The following is a 16,238-nucleotide window of genomic DNA, read 5'->3' as shown; positions in this document are numbered from 1 at the left end:
TTACGCTGCCGCCTCGCGCATGTTCGGCAGGAAGATAGTCAATAGCCCCAGAAATGGAAGGAAGGCGCAGATCGCGTAGACGAATTCGATGCCGCGCGCGTCGGCCACCACGCCGAGCACGGCAGCCGCGATGCCGCCCATGCCGAAGGCGAAGCCGAAGAAGATGCCGGCGATCATGCCGACGCGCCCGGGCACCAGTTCCTGCGCGAAGACGACGATGGCCGGAAAGGCCGAGGCGATCATCACGCCGATGATGAAGGTCAGCACCAAAGTCGCCTCGAAGCCCACGTAAGGCAGCGCCATGGTGAAGGGAAGGATGCCGAGGATCGACAGCCAGATGACCGTCTTGGAGCCGTAGCGGTCGCCGAACGGGCCGCCGAGCACCGTGCCCAGCGCGACCGCACCGAGGAACAGGAACAGCATGATCTGCGATTGCGGCACCGTCACGCCGAAACGCTCGATGGCGTAGAAGGTGTAGTAGCTGGTGAAGGACGCCATGTAGATGTTCTTGGTGAAGACCAGAAGCGCCAGCACGACGAGCGCGACCACCACCTTGTTGCGCGGCAGCGACACCGCGTTAGCGGCGGGCTTCGCCTTCCGCGCGGCGGTGTAGCGCTGATACCAGTTGCCGATCTGGTAGAGGATGATCATGCCGGCGAGCGCGGCGGCGCAGAACCAGGCGACGCTTTCCTGACCGCGCGGCACCACGATGAAGGCGGCCAGAAGCGGGCCGATGGCCGTGCCGAAATTGCCGCCGACCTGGAACAGCGACTGCGCCAGCCCGTAGCGCCCGCCCGACGCCATGCGCGCCACGCGCGAGGCTTCGGGATGGAAGATCGCCGAGCCGATGCCGATCAGCGACGCGCCGAGAAGCAGGAACCCGTAGGAATGCGCAAAAGCGAGCAGCAGCAGTCCGCACAGGGTCGACGCCATGCCGAAGGCGAGCGAATAGGGCTTCGGCTTGCGGTCGGTATAAAGCCCGACGACCGGCTGCAACAGCGAGGCCGTGACCTGGAACGCCATCGTCAGAAGACCGATCTGCCAGAAGGCGAGGCCGTAATCCTCCTTCAGCATCGGATAGAGCGCAGCCAGCAAAGACTGCATCACGTCGTTGAGCATGTGGCAGAAGGAAATCGCGAAGATGACGGCAAAGGCCGTCGTCTCGGCGGGAAGTCTGGCAGGCTGGGCGGTCGTATCGGTCAAGGGGCAGGCTCCGGTCCTGGCTGCCTATAGCGCAAGCCATGCGCTTTGCCTTGCGTCAGGGCGAGATTTTCTTGGGCCACCGTTTTTGCCGTAGCGTCAATTCCGGGTTAGACTTTCGCCACGGCGGCTGCGCTGGGCCAAAGCTTGAACAGAAGCGACCTTGCGGAGGGGATCATGGCGGAGACGATCTACGATCGCGCGCTCGACGAGTGCTATGCAGCCACCATCGCGCCGGAATACTGGCCGACGGCGTTGCGCAACCTCGTGGGCGTCTTCGGCGCGGCCGACGCGATGTTCTATCCCAAGGATGTGGAAGCGGCGGCGGTCGCGATGCCGGCGACCGCGACCTATACCGAGTTCCTGGAGGATTACGTGACCGGGGAGTGGTATGTCGACCACTACCGGGCGGATCGCGGCTGGCCGCTGCTCACATCCGGCCAGACAGTCGTCATCGAGCACGATCTGGCGAGCGACGAGGAACGAAAGACGCTCGCCACCTATAACGAGCTCTATCTCAAATGGGGCTATTCGGGATTTGCGGCGATCGGCTTCAAGGTCGACGGGCAGCCCTGGTGCGTTCCGATGCTGCGGCGCACCGATCAGGGCTTCTTCACCCGGGAGGAGGCGAAGTCGATGGAGCGACTGGCTCCGCATCTGCGCAGGATGGTCAAGCTGTCGGGCTTCTTCAACAACACGCGCGGCATTACCGGGCTCGAAATCCTCGACTCGCTTTCGGAAGCCGCCGTCCTGATAGCAGGCGACAGGACCGTCATCGAGATGAACGCGCCCGCGCGTGCGCTGCTCGACCGCAATCCGCGCGCGATCCGGCTCGTCGGCGGTCGGCTGACCGCCATCCATGCCGACAGCAACCGCGCGCTGCACACGCTCATCGGACAGGCGGTGCGAATGCGGGCCGGCTATGCCGATGCGGCGCGCGCGGTGCCGATCCCGATCCTTCGGCCGGGCCGGCGGCCGCTGGTCGCGGAAATCGTCGACCTGCCGGCCTTCGTCACGCGGCTGCACAGCGAGGCCCGCGTCATCGTCCTTTTGCGGGACCCCGATGCGGGGCCGCGCACGGGTGCCGAGACGTTGCAGTCGATCTTCGGCTTGACCGAATCCGAGGCGCGCTTCGCGATCCTGCTTGCCAATGGCGACAGCATCGATAGGGCGGCAGAGTTTCTCGGCATCGCCCGCGAGACGGCGCGCCACCGGCTGAAGTCGATCTTCGCCAAGACCGAGACGCACAGGCAGGGCGAACTGGTCGCCCTGCTGCGCAATGTCATGCGCTGATCATTCGCCCGCCGGCATGGCGTGCATCAGCGACAGGCCCATGGCGGTGCGGTCGGCAAAGCCCTTCCAGTAGGTGTGCGCGTCGGTCGGCTCGCCCTCGTCGTCGAGCGCGGTGACGCCGTCGGCGGCGTTCTCGATCAGGTCGAGATAGTCGCCCATTTCTTCCTCGCCCTTCAGTTCCTTGCCGAGGAAGGCGGTGACGAAATGCTGCGCGATGTTGTTCATCCGCACCGTGTCCCAGACCGGGTCGGCATAATGGTCGAAGGGCGCGTAGCCGAGCTTTTCCGAGACCGTCCAGCTTTCGGCGGGCGCCGGCATCGGGGCGGCCGCGTTGTGATTGGCGTTCTCGAAGGTCAGGAGATAGCGCTCGGCATTGACCGTCTCTTCATAGAGCATCTTCACGCCGTCCTCGTAGCCCGAAACATCGTCGACGGACCCGGAAACATAGAAGATTGGCGTCTCGATGCCCTTCAGCCCCTCGGCATCCCAGAAACCGCGCTGACGGCCCCAGGGCGCGAAGGCGACGACCGCCTTGATGCGATCTTCCGCGCGCTCGCCATGTTCGGGGGAACCTGCCTGGTGGATCGCGAGCGTGCCGGCCGGCGCGCCCCATTCGTAGCCGACGGACGTCCCGGTGACGCCGCCGCCGGCGGTGATGACCGCGCCGTAACCGCCCATCGAATAGCCGATCAGGCCGGTATTTTCCGTGTCGACGAGGCCGGAAAGAAATTCGCCATCCTCGCCGCTCATGCGCTCGATCTCGTCGAGGACGAAGATCTGGTCGAGCGAGCGGTTGACCAGTGTCGAGCCGAACGCGCCCTGGTCGCTATAGGTCGATTCCAGATGATCGATCGAGGCGACGACATAACCCTTGGTGGCAAGGTTCTCGGCCAGGTGGCTCATCAGGAATCGATTTCCCGGATAGCCGTGCGAGATGATGACGAGCGGATAGGGACCGCCCTCGATCGCGGGCTCCGCGTCGCGCACGCCGCGCCCGGTCAGCGTGACCTCGGTCTCGCCGTCGCGCAGGACCGTCTCGTAGGTTCCTTCATTGCCGGTGCCTTCGGCGGCCGGATACCAGATTTCGAGCGTCAGCGTGCGCTCGTAGCGCGGGGGTTCGCCAGTGGCGGTCGTGTTGGCGATGTCGATCTGGTCGGCGTTCGTCACCTCGACCGTGCGCACGCCGATCGGCAAATCGCCATGCTCGGCCAATTCCGGCGCGTCGGGACGGATGATGTCGATCCGGTTTTGCGGAGCGGCCTGCTGCGTTTCGTTCGCGGGCGTCGTCGCGTCCTGAGCCAGCGCAGGCGTCAGCGCGGTGGAGAGTCCGGCTGCCAGAGCCGCCGCATATACGATCTTCATGAGAATCCATCCCTAGAGGTTTCGAGTGACGCTGCCGCGATGACCTGCCTTCTAGCCGGGCAGGCTGACAGCCGCGTGACGGTCCGGGCGATCTTCCGCCGCCAGCCGCATCGACGCAAGCGCGGGTTGAACAAATCTTCGCAATGGTGCTCCGGGGTCGCCATCGGCCGACAAACTTCCCTTGGAAATGAATCGGATATGCCATTGAGCTGACAGAGCGCGCGATCTAGTTTCGCGCGAAACGGTCATGGCGGGCGACGTGCACGATTCCTCCAATCCCAGTCTCGGCGAGGTCACGCGCGTCTTCGCGAAGATCGGCTTCCTCTCCTTCGGCGGGCCAGCGGGACAGATCGCGCTGATGCATCGGGAACTCGTCGAGGAGCGTGACTGGCTCGACGAGCCGCGTTTCCTGCACGCGCTCAACTATTGCATGATGCTGCCAGGCCCCGAGGCGATGCAGCTTGCGACCTATGCCGGCTGGCTGCTCAAGGGCACGGTCGGCGGGCTGATCGCCGGCCTGCTCTTCGTCCTGCCCGGCGCGATCCTCATCACCGTCCTGTCGGCCATCTACATCGTTGCCGGCGAGGTCACGATCGTCCAGGGGCTTCTCTTCGGGCTCAAGGCCGCCGTTCTCGCCATCGTGCTTGAAGCCTTGATCAAGGTCTCGAAGCGGGCGCTCAAGGGGCCGGCGATGGTGGCGATCGCGATGCTCGCCTTCGTCGCCATCGCGCTGTTGCAGATTCCGTTTCCCATCGTCATTCTCGCCGCCGCCGCACTCGGCGCGCTTGGCGTCACGAGCAACGGCAAGGCGGGAGGCGGCGCCGCGCCGGTGCGCGATCTGCCCGACTGGGCCCGGCCGAGTTGGCCGCGCTTCCTGCGCACGACGGCGATCTGGCTTTCGATCTGGCTCTTGCCGCTGGTCCTGCTCCATCTCGTCGCCGGCGCGCAGAACGTCTATGCCCAGCAGGCCGGATTCTTTTCCATCATGGCCGCAGTCACCTTCGGCGGGGCCTATGCGGTGCTCGCCTATGTCGCGCAGCAGGCGGTCGAGATCTATGGCTGGCTGCGTCCTGACGAGATGCTGACCGGGCTGGGGCTGGCCGAGACCACGCCGGGGCCGCTCATCCTGGTGCTTGTCTTCGTCGGCTTCCTGGGTGGCGCGCGGCTGTCCGGGTTCGAGCCGCTGACGGGCGGCATTGCCGGCGCGGTCGTGACGCTCTGGTTCACCTTCGTGCCCTGCTTCCTGTGGATTTTCGCCGGCGCGCCCTATGTCGAGACGGTGCGCAACGTCCGCTGGCTGGCAAACGCCCTTTCGGCGGTGACGGCGGCGGTGGTCGGCGTCATCGCAAATCTCGCCGTCTGGTTCGGCCTGCATGTGCTGTTCGGCGCGCTTTCAGAAGTGCAGGCCGGGCCGTTCCGCATCCTGTTGCCGGAACTTGCGACGTTCGATGCGGCGGCAGCGCTGATCGCGATCGCAGCGGCGGTCGCGCTCCTGCGCTTCCACGTCAACCTGATCGTGGTTCTGGCGGTGGCCGCACTGGCGGGAATGGGCTGGGTGTTAGCCGGCGGCTAATCGATAGTCCAATTGACGAGCGTCAGCGGTGCTTCGATGCGTCCGAAATGTCGCGTGTTGTTCGTGATGAGTGCGGCACCCGTTGCGAGTGCGTGGGCCGCGATCATGGTGTCCATTTCACCGATCGGCTGGCCCGTCGTCTTCAAGCGGTAGCGGATGTCGGCATACCATCTGGCTGCAATGCCGTCCCATGCCAGGACTTGGAGAATCTGGAGAAACTGCTGCACCGCCTGATGCAGGCGATGGTCGGCGGGCAATTGCTTCAAGCCATAAAGCAGCTCTGCTTGCGTTACCGCCGAAATGCAGACGGACGATGGGGGAACTTCGGCAAGCCGACTGGCGGCAATTTGCGAACGGCCTTTCAAAAGATAGCTTGCGGTATCCGTGTCCAGCATATGCAGGCCACTCACCGATCATCCTCGCCAAACAGATCGCGCTCGGGCGTCACCACATTCAATGGCCGCTCGGCCATAAAATCGGTCGGCACGTCGACGGTTGCGAGAAGTTCGAAAAAGTCGTCCCAGCTTTTCATCAATGGGCGCTTCGACAAGGTGACATCTCCCGTGCGCTCGTCGCGCGAGACGAAGACCTCGTCGCCATCGAAGCGGAATTCGGCAGGCAGACGAACGGCTTGGCTTGCGCCGTTCTTGAAAAGCTTTGCGGTATGAATTCGCGACATTCGGCATACCTCCATTGGAGTCTATGCCTAAGTATATATTATTTGCTCGGTATCGACAAATCTCAGTCGAACAGGCTGGAGACCGACTCTTCGGATGCCGTGCGCGAGATCGCCTCGCCGATCAAATCGGCGATGGTGACGATGCGGATGTTGTGCGCGGCTTCCACCGCCGAGGTCGGCTGGATGGAATCGGTGGTCACCAGTTCCTTCAGCTTCGAGCCGGTGATGCGTGCGACCGCGCCACCCGAAAGCACGCCATGGGTGATGTAGGCGGTGACGCTGGTCGCGCCGTTGGCCAGGAGCGCGTCGGCCGCATTGCACAGCGTGCCGCCCGAATCGACGATGTCGTCGATCAGGAGGCAGTCCTTGCCCTCGACCTGGCCGATGATGTTCATCACCTCGGATTCGCCCGGCCGGTCGCGGCGCTTGTCGACGATGGCGAGCATGGAATCGATGCGCTTGGCGAGCGCGCGGGCGCGCACCACGCCGCCGACATCGGGCGAGACGACCATCGTGTTGGGCAGCGAATAGTTCGCCTTCACGTCGCGCGCGAGCACCGGAACGGCGAAGAGATTGTCGGTTGGGATGTCGAAGAAGCCCTGGATCTGGCCGGCGTGAAGGTCGAGCGTCAGGATGCGGTCGACGCCGGCGCGGGTGATCATGTTGGCGACGAGCTTGGCCGAGATCGGCGTGCGGCCCGAGGCGCGGCGGTCCTGCCGCGCATAGCCGAAATAGGGAATGACCGCCGTGATGCGCCGCGCCGAGGACCGGCGGAAAGCATCGATCATGATGAGCATTTCCATCAGATGGTCATTGGCGGGATAGGAGGTCGACTGAAGGATGAAGACATCCTCGCCGCGCACGTTCTCCTGGATCTCGACGAAGATTTCCTGATCGGCGAAACGGCGGACCGATGCCTTGCCAAGCGGAATGTTCAGGTATCGGGCGACGGCTTCGGCCAGCACCCGGTTCGAATTTCCCGCGAAAAGCTTCATGTAGTGAGGTCCCCGGCAAAGGATTTGACCGGCCTTTTACCGGCAAGCGCTGCGATTGCAACCCTTGCTCCCGATTCAAGCCCGATTCAAATTGGGCTGTCCCGTCCTTTGCGACCGATTCAACCGGCGCGGGCAAGAAGCCAGGATGCGTAGGCGTCGATCGTCTGGTCGGCGATGCGCTGCATCATGTCCGGCCCGACGCTGGTCCAGCCTTCGCCGGCCGTGCGCGGGCCGCGTTCCTGGCCCTGAATGCGGGTCAGGCGATTGCCCTGGCCGTCGATCACGTCCCAGACATAGATGACGGTCGTCTGCTGCCCCTCGGTGATGGCCGAGAAATAGCCCTTCATCGTCAGTCCGTCCGCGCTGGCGGCAGCGCCGAGCGGAATGCCCAGTTCCTGCGCCCGTGCGACGAGCCGTGCGTTGAGCGGCGCGATGGCGGTTTCGGGCGCACCGATCGCCGGCGGGATCGCAAGCTGCGGATTGGCCGCGGCGGCAAGCGAGGCCGTCTGCCGGCCGGCCGGGTTCGGCGAGGCGGCCGCGATCGCCTCCTCCTGCGTGCTGGTCAGCGCATTGGGCTGAAGCGCGTTCGAACCGGCGCAGCCGGCAAGAGCCAGCACCGTCAGCAGCGCGAATCCACGCGAAAGGGTCGTCGAGGCGGTCATGGTTTGAAACTATGCCGTCATTGCACGATCAAGTCGAGGCCATGCCGCGACAGGGCGCGGGGCGCGGCATCGGTCGTGAGGTAGGTGCGGCCGAGCGTCATCGCCGTCTCGGAGTCCGAATCCATGATGATCATGTGGGCAAAGAGCGTCATGTCGGGCGCGATCGGCTCGGGATTGCCCGAAAAGAACATCTGCTTGTCCATCCAGGACGGGGTGAAACGCGCGCCGACCGAATAGCCGCAGGCGTTGAGCCGATGGCGGGTCAGGCCGCGCGCCTCCATCACCCTGGCATGGGCGTCGAAGACGTCGCCGAAACTGTTGCCCGGCACCATCGCCTTTTCGACGGCGAGCAGCGCATCATGGGCGGCTTCGTAGAGTTCCTGGTGGCGCTTGGTCGCCTTGCCGATCAGGATCGTGCGCATCATCGGCGCGTGGTAATGCGCGAAGGCGCCCGACCATTCGAGCGTCAACTGGTCGGTCTTGGTCAGCTTGCGCCGGCCGGACTTGTAGCGGCACAAAAGCGCGTCCGCGCCCGAGCCGATGATGAACTCGTTGGCCGGATAGTCGCCGCCACCCTCGAAGATCGCGCCCTGCATGGCGGCCAGGATCGCGCCCTCGTCGCCGCCCTGCTTGATCAAAGGCAGCGCGGCGTCGAGCGCGTCGTCGGAGAGCGCGGCGGCGCGCTCGGCCTTCCTGATCTCGGCCGGGCTCTTGAAAAGGCGCAGGCGTGAGACGAGGTCGGAGGCGTCCTCGATCTTGCCGAATGTCTTCAACTGCTCGTCGAGCAGGCGCGCATTGTGGCCGGTCAGGCCGTGCGTGTCGTATTCGACGCCGATGCGGCAGCCGAGCAGGTCGAGGTCGTTCAAAAGGTTGCGCAGATCGGCGGCCGGGTCGGCCTTGTCGCGGTCGGTCCACAGGACCACGTTCTCGATCGTCGAGGTGTGCTTGGCCTGGCGCATGTCGGCCGAGCGGGTCAGAAGAACCATCGAACCGTCGGATTTCACGACCAGCGACTGGAAGAAGCAGAAGCCGAACGTGTCGTAGCCGGTCAGCCAGTACATGCTCTCCTGCGCGAAAAGCAGGATCGCGTCGAGCTTGCGATCGGCCATCTCGATGAGCAGCCGGTCGCGGCGGGAATCGAATTCGGTTCTGTCGAAATGCAGCGCCATCAATCAGGTCTCCAGGACGATTGCGGAGAGCTGGCGGCCGTAATCGGGCTCCTGCCTGTGCGTCGTCCGCCTGTAGGAAAAGAAGTCGTGGTCTTCCGCATAGGTGCAGCGCGCGACCTGGTCAACCGTCACGCCGGCCCGCTTCAGCCGGTCGAGCGTGTAGCGGTTCAGGTCGAACATCGCATGGCCGGGCCTCGCCGAAGGCGTGAGACAGGCTTCGATCGCGCGATCCGCCGCGATCAGATCGGCGACGCGTTCCGGTCCGACTTCGTAATTCGCCGCGCTGATTGCCGGGCCGAGCACGGCGCGGATGTTCGCGCGGTCCGCGCCGAGGTTTTCCATCGCCGCCAGCGTGTTCTCGACGATCCCGTAAACCGCGCCCTTCCAGCCGGCATGGGCGGCGCCGACGACGCGGGCATCGGCATCGGCGAAGAGGATCGGCCCGCAATCGGCGGTCAATATGCCGAGCGCGATGCCCGGCGTCGCGGTCACCAATGCGTCCGCCTCGGGGCGCTGGTCATAGGAGATCGGCGCGGTCACGATCTCGACGTGGGGCGAATGAACCTGATGGACGGTGGCCAGATGCGTCTCGGGCACGCCGAGCCACCTGGCCGCGCGGCGGCGGTTCTCGATCACTGCCTCGCGCGAATCGCCAGAGCCGAGGCCGACATTCAGCCCGCGATAGATGCCGTCCGAGACGCCGCCGGCCCGCGTGAAGAAACCGTGGCGTATGCCCTTATGCGCAAGGGCATCGAGAAGATCGGACCGCACCGGGTCCGGTCGCGTCGCATCGAGCATGGAGTGCCTTTTCGTCTGCCGCGGTGCATGGCCGGGTCGGGCCGGGCGCGATGGTGGTGGAGGGGAGGGGTGGTGTCAATTGGAGTCAGCGCGGCGGTAGACCAGCCAAGTCCTGTCCCACCATCAAAACCTTGAACAACTCCCCCATCTGGTCGGGCGCTGCCAGCCGCTCGACCTCGCCTTGCAAGCGCTCCCGCAATCTCGCATCGCCGCCCGCGCCAAGCTGTCCGGCGCGTTCGAGCAGTCCCATTCCAAGGAGGAATTCGCCTTGCGTCATCGTCCGCGCCTCAAGACCAACGGACGACGCGACGCCTGCGAGGCTCGCAAAATCCACATGGCTGGTCAGGTCCGCTTCTCCGGGCGCAGCCAGCGCGTCGACATATCCATGGGCACGCATCGCCTGAAGCGTGTCGCCGGTGCCGGTCGTCAGATGTCCGTAATCGATGAACATCCCCGCGCCGCCGTGCCGCGCGATCCGTTCCGCAATCTGTTGCATGAGGGCGTTGCGGGCGGGGGCGATCTCGAAGATCGCTCCGGACGGTGCATCGGGCGGGGTCGCGTCGGTCGTGCCGGGGCCGGCGACGAAGGCCAATTCGCCATCGGCGTCGAGCCCGACGCAGCGCTCGCGCCAGTCATGCGGCGTCTTCACGAATTGCCGGATCGGGATCGCGTCGAAGAGTTCGTTGCCGACGATGAAGAGCGGCGCATCGGGCAGTTCGGCGACGTCGCGGTGCCACGCCGCGGTCGTCTCGCCCAGCGTTCGCTTCTGCACGTCGACGAGGCGCGGGCTGGTCTCGATCATCGCGACGCGCCGCGTCAAATCCGGCGCGATGCGCGACAATGTCCGCAGCATGTCCCGCATCAGCGTCCCGCGCCCCGGCCCGATCTCGGCGAGGATCGCGTCCTGCGGCTGGCCTGCCGCCTGCCAGGCCGAGGCGAGCCAGACGGCGGCGAGTTCACCGAACATCTGGCTGACTTCCGGCGCGGTGGTGAAATCACCCCTGGCGCCGAAAGGTTCGCGCGTCGTGTAGTAGCCGTCCGCGGGGTCGAACAGGCACAGCGCCATATATTGCGAGACGGGAATCGGCCCCGCCTCGGCGATGAGTTCCGTGATGCGCCGCTTCAGGCTCACGCCGCCCGACGCGCCCGAACCATCGCCCAGAGGCCGAGCAGCACCAGCGGCACCGAGAGGATCATGCCCATGGTCAGCCAGTTGCCGGCCAGATAGCCGATATGCGCGTCCGGTTCGCGAAAGAACTCGACCACGATGCGCGAGGCCCCGTAGCCGGCGATGAAGACACCCGCGAGAAAGCCCGGCTGCTTCAGCTTCAGCCCCTTGTGGGTCAGCACGAACAGGACGAGGAAGAGCACAAGGCCTTCGAGGATCGCCTCATAAAGCTGGCTCGGATGGCGCGCGAAGGGGCCGCCATTGGGGAAGACGACCGCCCAGGGCACGTCGGTCGGCCGACCCCAGAGTTCGGAATTGATGAAATTCGTCACCCGCACCAGCCCGAGCCCGACGGGCGCGCCGACCGCGATGGTGTCGAACAGGCTCCAGGGCGAAAAGCCGCGCCGGCGGGCGAACAGGATCATTGCGATGGTGACGCCGGCAAGCCCGCCATGGAAGGACATGCCGCCGCGCCAGATCGCCAGCGCGTCGAGCGGGTTTTGCGCATAGCGCGCGAAATCGTAGAACAGCATGTAGCCGATGCGCCCGCCCAGAACGACGCCGACCGCCGCCCAGACGAGGAAGTCGTCGATGTCGGCCGGCTTGATCGGCGCGGTGTCGTTCGGCCACAGATGCGGCGTGGCGATCAGCTTCTTCGCATACCACCAGGCGAACAATATGCCGACGACATAGCCGAGCCCGTACCAGTGGATCGCGAGCGGACCGAGTTGCAGGGCGACCGGATCGATGTTCGGGAAGGCGAGAGCCGTCAGGGGAAGGGCGAGATAGTCGGGCAAGGAAGGCTCCGAAGGCGAATGGCGCGGGCCTCATATGGCGCGGGCGGCTTTGCCGGGTCAAGCAGCCCGCTTTTTCTTGCAATCGGGAGGGGCCGCGACTACCTCAACAGAAACGGTGTTCCTGACGCGAGGTGTGAAGATGTCGACCGGCCCCAACCGCATTCTGGACGAGTTCGCCAGGCTGATGACGGATGCCGCCGGTGCCGCCCAGGGCGTGCGCCGCGAGTTCGAGACGGCCTTTCGCGGCCAGGCCGAGCGCATCCTGAATTCGATGGACCTCGTCCAGCGCGAGGAGTTCGAAGCGGTGCGCGAGATGGCGCTCAAGGCACGCGCGGAAAACGAGAAGCTGGCCGCGCGGATCGAGGCGCTGGAGGCCAAACTTGCCGGGAAATCGACCGAACCGACCGCCTGAATGGCCCGCTTCGCCGCCAGTGCAAGTTTTGCGCAAGTTTCGGGCTGCCGGTTCTCCACAGGGGCTCGGCGCGAAAAGACCTTTTCGCTGAATCGCTTAAGCCTTCCTTCATCTTTGCCGCCGGCCAACTATCCACATGTTGCTCCGGCCCGCTCCGAAAAAGGGGCTGTTCACGGGACTCGGCATCAATAGACTGAATTTACAGCATGATTCGAAGCGCATCGGAGCGCTCGGGTCTTGCGCGAGAAGGCGAAGCGGCTGTGTCGATACCGCTGTGGCCGGGAGTTTCAGTCCGTGTGGGGCAGGTCCTGATTGGCGCGCGTGCCGCGCCGGGAACGAACGGGAAAGCAAAGATTTTGATGAGCCTTGTTGAACTCGATATCGCCCGCGATCTCCACCCGGTGGATGTGATCGAGCATGTCGCCAACACCAACGAATGGTCGTTCGAGCGCACAGGCAGCGACGAGATCGCGATCTCGGTGGCCGGAAGCTGGACCGACTATCACGTCTCCTTCTCCTGGATGGAGGATTTCGAGGCGTTGCACCTGGCCTGCGCCTTCGACATCAAGGTGCCGGAAAACCGCGCGCTCGAAGTCATGCGCCTGCTCTCGCTGATCAACGAGCAGATGCTGTTCGGCCATTTCGACCTGTGGGAGCAGGAAGGCGCGATCATGTTCCGCCAGTCGCTGCTCCTGTCGGGTGGCGCCGAGCCGACCAGCCAGCAGGTCGAAGTGCTGCTGCACTCCGCGCTCGAAGCGTGCGAATGCTATTTCCCCGCCTTCCAGTTCGTCGTCTGGTCCGGCTCGAACGCCAGGGATGCGCTGGCGAACGTGCTCTTCGAGACCCGCGGCAATGCGTAAATTCGGGTGAGGGTGGCCTGCAAACGGCCGCTTTCTGCGCTTCCGGTGCTCACGTACCAATGTACGCTCCGCTCCGGTTCTCGAAGTCGACCGTTTTCGACTCACCCTGACCCGAATTGGCCAATCACCAACGGTAGCGATCCATGTCCGCAAGCGATCTGAAACCCGAGATCAGCTTCGCCGATTTCGACAAGGTCGACATCCGCGCCGGCACGATCGTCGAGGCGGAGCCCTATCCCGAGGCGCGCAAGCCGTCGATCAAGCTGAGGATTGATTTCGGCTTGCCCCTCGGCATCAAGAAATCCTCCGCGCAGATCACGAAGCACTACGAGCCGGCCGAACTCGTCGGGAAACAGGTGATGGCCGTGGTGAATTTCCCGCCGCGCCAGATCGGCAAGTTCATGTCCGAAGTCCTGACGCTCGGCTTTCCCGACGAAGAGGGCGAAGTCGTGCTAGGCGCAATCGACAAGCGCGTGCCGGATGGCGGACGGTTGTTCTAACGTTCGTCCTTGCTCCGAGAGCGCGTTTCGTGCCAGTCGCGGTCGATCCTGCCTTCCTCGGCCTTGTGAAAATATTGCGAGCAGACCAGCCAGCCCTTGAGCGGGCGCAGGAGTGCCGCGCAGCAGGCGACGATCAGCGGCAGGGTGGTGACGACATGCACCCAGAGCGGCGGTTCGAAATTGACCTGTATCCACACCGCGAAAGCGAGTGCGGGCACGCAGGCGAGTGACATGGCGAAGAAGGCGGGGCCGTCGGCCGGATCGGCGAAGGAATAGTCGAGGCCGCACACCTCGCAGCGTGGGGCAAGCGACAGGAAACCGTCGAACAGGTGCCCCTTCTGGCACTGCGGGCAGCGGCCCAGAATGCCGGTCTTCATCGGGTTGTCGGTGGGGTTGAAGGTGGTTTCGGTCATCGTCTTGCACTTTGCTGGCCATGAGACGGCTCGCCGATCCGTGGCAGACATCGTTCGCCGCAACAATGCGGCAAGTCACCCTGCGGCATTCTAGCATTTTTGATGCGTCAGCAGTGCCCGATCTCCATCGGGATAGCCCGCACGCTCACGCGGGAACGCGGATCACCGCGCGCAGGCCCCCGAGCGGGCTGCCGTCGAGCTTGATGTCGCCGCCATGGGCGCGGGCGATGTCGCGGGCGATGGACAGGCCGAGCCCGGTGCCGCCCGCATCCTGATTGCGGGCCTCGTCGAGCCGCACGAAGGGCTTGAACACGTCCTCGCGTCGTTCCGCCGGAATTCCCGGTCCGTTGTCGTCCACCGTCACGGTCAGCGATCCGGACGAATGAACGGCCGTGACCTCGACCTTCTTGGCATAGCGGAAGGCGTTGCCGACGATGTTCGACAAGAGCCGCGAGAAGGCGATCGGCCGCACCGTGATCTCGGGCCGGCCGGAAAGCCTGGTCGTCAGCTTGCGTTTTCTCAGCTTCGCCTCCACCTCCAGCTTGCCAAGGAATTCTTCGAGATCGAAGAAGCCGGTATCCTCCGAGGCGTCGCCCTTGGCGAAGGCGAGATAGCCTTCCAGCATCGACTGCATGTCGTCGATGTCCTGTTCCATCGGCTTCGTATCCATCTTGGTGCCGGCGAGTGCAAGTTGCAGCTTGAAGCGGGTCAGGATGGTGCGCAGATCGTGGCTGACGCCGGTCAGCATCGCGGTGCGCTGCTCGATCTGGCGCTCGATGCGCTCGCGCATCTGGATGAAGGCCTTGCCGGCGCGGCGCACCTCGTCCGCCCCGCGCGGCCTGAAATCGGACGGCATCGGGCGGCCTTTGCCAAAGCTTTCGGCAGCTTCCGCCAGTTGCAGGATCGGGCGGATCTGGTTGCGCAGGAAGGCGATGGCGATGGCCAGCAGCACCAGCGACGTGCCGCCCATCCACAACAGGAAGATATGCGTGTTCGACGCATAGGTCTGCGAACGGCGGGCGAAGACGCGCAGAACCTTGTCCTGAAGCTGGACGCGGATTTCGACGACGTTGGAATTGCCGACCGTGTCAAGCCAGAACGGCCGGTTGATCTGGCGATTGATCTCCTGGCTGAGGAAATGATCGAGAATCGAGAAGAAGGGCTTCGGCCCCGGCGCGGGCAGGGGATCGGGCGGCAGAAGATCGACCTTGAGCCCCAGCCGTTCCTGCGCGATGCGGATCGCATTGGCGTAGTTGTCGCCGGGCGGATAGGTCTCGACCATGTCGATGATGGCGGCGATGTCGCGCGTGACGCCGGCCGAAAGGCGCATCGTCACCGTCTGCCAGTGACGCTCCATGAACACGAAGGCGACGATGGACTGGAACAGGATCATCGGCGCGATGACGATGATCAGCGAGCGCGCATAAAGGCGCTTGGGCATGTAGCGCGCCACGCGGCGCGCCGTGCGCTGCCAGAGCGCGAACATGCTTTCGCCGAAGCTGGGCGCCGTCTCGCGGCTCTCGCCTTCCCGTTCCGTGATGTCCGAACTCGCCATGCCTGTCCCGAACCCTGTCGAAGATGGAGTGTAAGGCACGGCGCGGCGAAGCTCAAAGAAAAGCCGCGCCGGGCTATTCCACGCTCAGCCTGTAGCCGATGCCGCGCACGGTCTGGAGCCAGATCGGATTGGACGGGTCCTTTTCGATCTTGCGGCGCAGGCGGTTGATCTGCACGTCGATGGTGCGTTCGCCGACCTCCGAGCCGTCGCCGACGAGCTCGTGGCGCGGGATCGTCTCGCCGGCGCGCTCGGCGAACATCGCCAGGATTTCCTGCTCGCGATCGGTCAGTCGCAGCATCTCGCCGCCGCGCTTCAACTCGCGCCGCGTGATCTGGAACGTGTAGGGGCCGAAGACGATCTGCTCGACCTTCGGCGTCGTCTGCGGGCCGCCGCGGCGCAGGATCGCGTTGACGCGCAGGATAAGCTCGCGCGGGTCGAAGGGTTTGGGAAGGTAATCGTCGGCGCCGGCTTCCAGCCCCTCGACCCGGCTGTCGGTTTCCGAAAGCGCGGTCAGCATCAGGATCGGGACGTCCTTTTCCGCGCGCAGCGACTTCGTCAGTTCGACGCCGCTCTCGCCCGGCATCATCACGTCGAGCACGATCAGGTCGAAGTCGAGCCCGGCCAGCTTGCGCCGCGCCTCGTCCGCATCGCCGGCGATCGTCACGCGAAAGCCGTTCTCGCCGAGATATTGCTGCAACAGGCTGCGGATGCGCGTATCGTCGTCGACGATGAGCAGATGCGGGGCATCGTCATCCAGAATGGAAGTGGTCTCGGTCATGAATGCTCCCTTCGATACCCCGCC

General features: G+C 64.8%; 18 protein-coding genes. 5 read left to right on the top strand and 13 right to left on the bottom strand.

What is annotated here, in order from left to right:
- The gene (locus PZ895_RS02125) at window positions 1-1,203 is read right to left on the bottom strand and encodes an MFS transporter (RefSeq protein WP_275837373.1); all 1,203 of its coding nucleotides are present in this window, start codon (window positions 1,201-1,203) and stop codon (window positions 1-3) included.
- A 174-nt stretch (window positions 1,204-1,377) separates the two neighbouring features.
- On the opposite strand from PZ895_RS02125, the gene PZ895_RS02120 reads away from it, so the two are divergent.
- On the top strand, window positions 1,378-2,493 hold the full coding sequence (locus PZ895_RS02120) for a helix-turn-helix transcriptional regulator (RefSeq protein ID WP_275837372.1): 1,116 nt from the start codon (window positions 1,378-1,380) through the stop codon (window positions 2,491-2,493).
- Here PZ895_RS02120 and PZ895_RS02115 read toward each other — a convergent pair whose 3' ends face one another.
- Complete coding sequence (locus tag PZ895_RS02115; RefSeq protein WP_275837371.1) at window positions 2,494-3,855, bottom strand: dienelactone hydrolase; 1,362 nt, start codon at window positions 3,853-3,855, stop codon at window positions 2,494-2,496. It abuts the gene before it with no gap.
- Between the two features lie 247 nt (window positions 3,856-4,102).
- On the opposite strand from PZ895_RS02115, the gene chrA reads away from it, so the two are divergent.
- Complete coding sequence (gene chrA / locus PZ895_RS02110) at window positions 4,103-5,428, top strand: chromate efflux transporter (RefSeq protein ID WP_275837370.1); 1,326 nt, start codon at window positions 4,103-4,105, stop codon at window positions 5,426-5,428.
- Here chrA and PZ895_RS02105 read toward each other — a convergent pair.
- The 8 genes from PZ895_RS02105 to lgt all read right to left on the bottom strand — a co-directional run bounded on the left by PZ895_RS02105 (window position 5,425) and on the right by lgt (window position 11,696).
- Entirely contained in the window at window positions 5,425-5,838 is a 414-nt protein-coding gene (locus PZ895_RS02105) for a type II toxin-antitoxin system VapC family toxin (protein ID WP_275837369.1), read from the bottom strand. The genes chrA and PZ895_RS02105 overlap by 4 nt on opposite strands.
- Entirely contained in the window at window positions 5,835-6,107 is a 273-nt protein-coding gene (gene vapB, locus PZ895_RS02100) for a type II toxin-antitoxin system VapB family antitoxin (RefSeq protein WP_275837368.1), read from the bottom strand. The genes PZ895_RS02105 and vapB overlap by 4 nt, the downstream gene beginning before the upstream one ends.
- 62 nt (window positions 6,108-6,169) lie before the next feature.
- Window positions 6,170-7,102, bottom strand: a complete 933-nt coding sequence (locus PZ895_RS02095; protein WP_275837367.1) for a ribose-phosphate pyrophosphokinase — start codon at window positions 7,100-7,102, stop codon at window positions 6,170-6,172.
- A gap of 119 nt (window positions 7,103-7,221) precedes the next feature.
- Complete coding sequence (locus PZ895_RS02090) at window positions 7,222-7,764, bottom strand: hypothetical protein (protein ID WP_275837366.1); 543 nt, start codon at window positions 7,762-7,764, stop codon at window positions 7,222-7,224.
- 17 nt (window positions 7,765-7,781) lie between these two features.
- Entirely contained in the window at window positions 7,782-8,933 is a 1,152-nt protein-coding gene (locus tag PZ895_RS02085; protein WP_275837365.1) for a Xaa-Pro peptidase family protein, read from the bottom strand.
- A gap of 3 nt (window positions 8,934-8,936) precedes the next feature.
- Entirely contained in the window at window positions 8,937-9,731 is a 795-nt protein-coding gene (gene pgeF / locus PZ895_RS02080) for a peptidoglycan editing factor PgeF (protein ID WP_275837364.1), read from the bottom strand.
- An 85-nt stretch (window positions 9,732-9,816) separates the two neighbouring features.
- Entirely contained in the window at window positions 9,817-10,863 is a 1,047-nt protein-coding gene (locus PZ895_RS02075; protein ID WP_275837363.1) for a class I SAM-dependent methyltransferase, read from the bottom strand.
- Entirely contained in the window at window positions 10,860-11,696 is an 837-nt protein-coding gene (gene lgt, locus PZ895_RS02070; RefSeq protein WP_275837362.1) for a prolipoprotein diacylglyceryl transferase, read from the bottom strand. The genes PZ895_RS02075 and lgt overlap by 4 nt, the downstream gene beginning before the upstream one ends.
- Window positions 11,697-11,835: 139 nt before the next feature.
- Between lgt and PZ895_RS02065 the strand changes: the two genes are divergently transcribed.
- From PZ895_RS02065 to PZ895_RS02055, 3 genes are all read left to right on the top strand, one after another.
- Window positions 11,836-12,108, top strand: a complete 273-nt coding sequence (locus tag PZ895_RS02065) for an accessory factor UbiK family protein (protein WP_275837361.1) — start codon at window positions 11,836-11,838, stop codon at window positions 12,106-12,108.
- Window positions 12,109-12,467: 359 nt separating this feature from the next.
- The gene (locus PZ895_RS02060; protein ID WP_024588921.1) at window positions 12,468-12,968 is read left to right on the top strand and encodes a YbjN domain-containing protein; all 501 of its coding nucleotides are present in this window, start codon (window positions 12,468-12,470) and stop codon (window positions 12,966-12,968) included.
- A 143-nt stretch (window positions 12,969-13,111) separates the two neighbouring features.
- Window positions 13,112-13,468: a tRNA-binding protein gene (locus PZ895_RS02055; RefSeq protein ID WP_275837360.1), complete on the top strand. Its 357-nt coding sequence runs from the start codon at window positions 13,112-13,114 to the stop codon at window positions 13,466-13,468.
- Here the strand turns inward: PZ895_RS02055 and PZ895_RS02050 are convergent.
- From PZ895_RS02050 to PZ895_RS02040, 3 genes are all read right to left on the bottom strand, one after another.
- Complete coding sequence (locus PZ895_RS02050; protein WP_275837359.1) at window positions 13,465-13,881, bottom strand: DUF983 domain-containing protein; 417 nt, start codon at window positions 13,879-13,881, stop codon at window positions 13,465-13,467. The two genes, PZ895_RS02055 and PZ895_RS02050, sit on opposite strands and share 4 nt — an antisense overlap.
- Before the next feature lie 145 nt (window positions 13,882-14,026).
- Window positions 14,027-15,436, bottom strand: a complete 1,410-nt coding sequence (locus PZ895_RS02045; RefSeq protein ID WP_275837358.1) for an ATP-binding protein — start codon at window positions 15,434-15,436, stop codon at window positions 14,027-14,029.
- Between the two features lie 73 nt (window positions 15,437-15,509).
- A complete protein-coding gene (locus PZ895_RS02040; protein WP_275837357.1) occupies window positions 15,510-16,214 on the bottom strand; it encodes a response regulator transcription factor in 705 nt (234 codons plus the stop codon).
- Between the last annotated feature and the right edge of the window lie 24 nt (window positions 16,215-16,238).

Source organism: Mesorhizobium sp. YIM 152430, from assembly GCF_029210365.1.
Taxonomy (GTDB): domain Bacteria; phylum Pseudomonadota; class Alphaproteobacteria; order Rhizobiales; family Rhizobiaceae; genus Aliihoeflea.
Note: the sequence above shows the minus strand (reverse complement) of the source record. Positions and strands in the feature narration are given on the sequence as shown.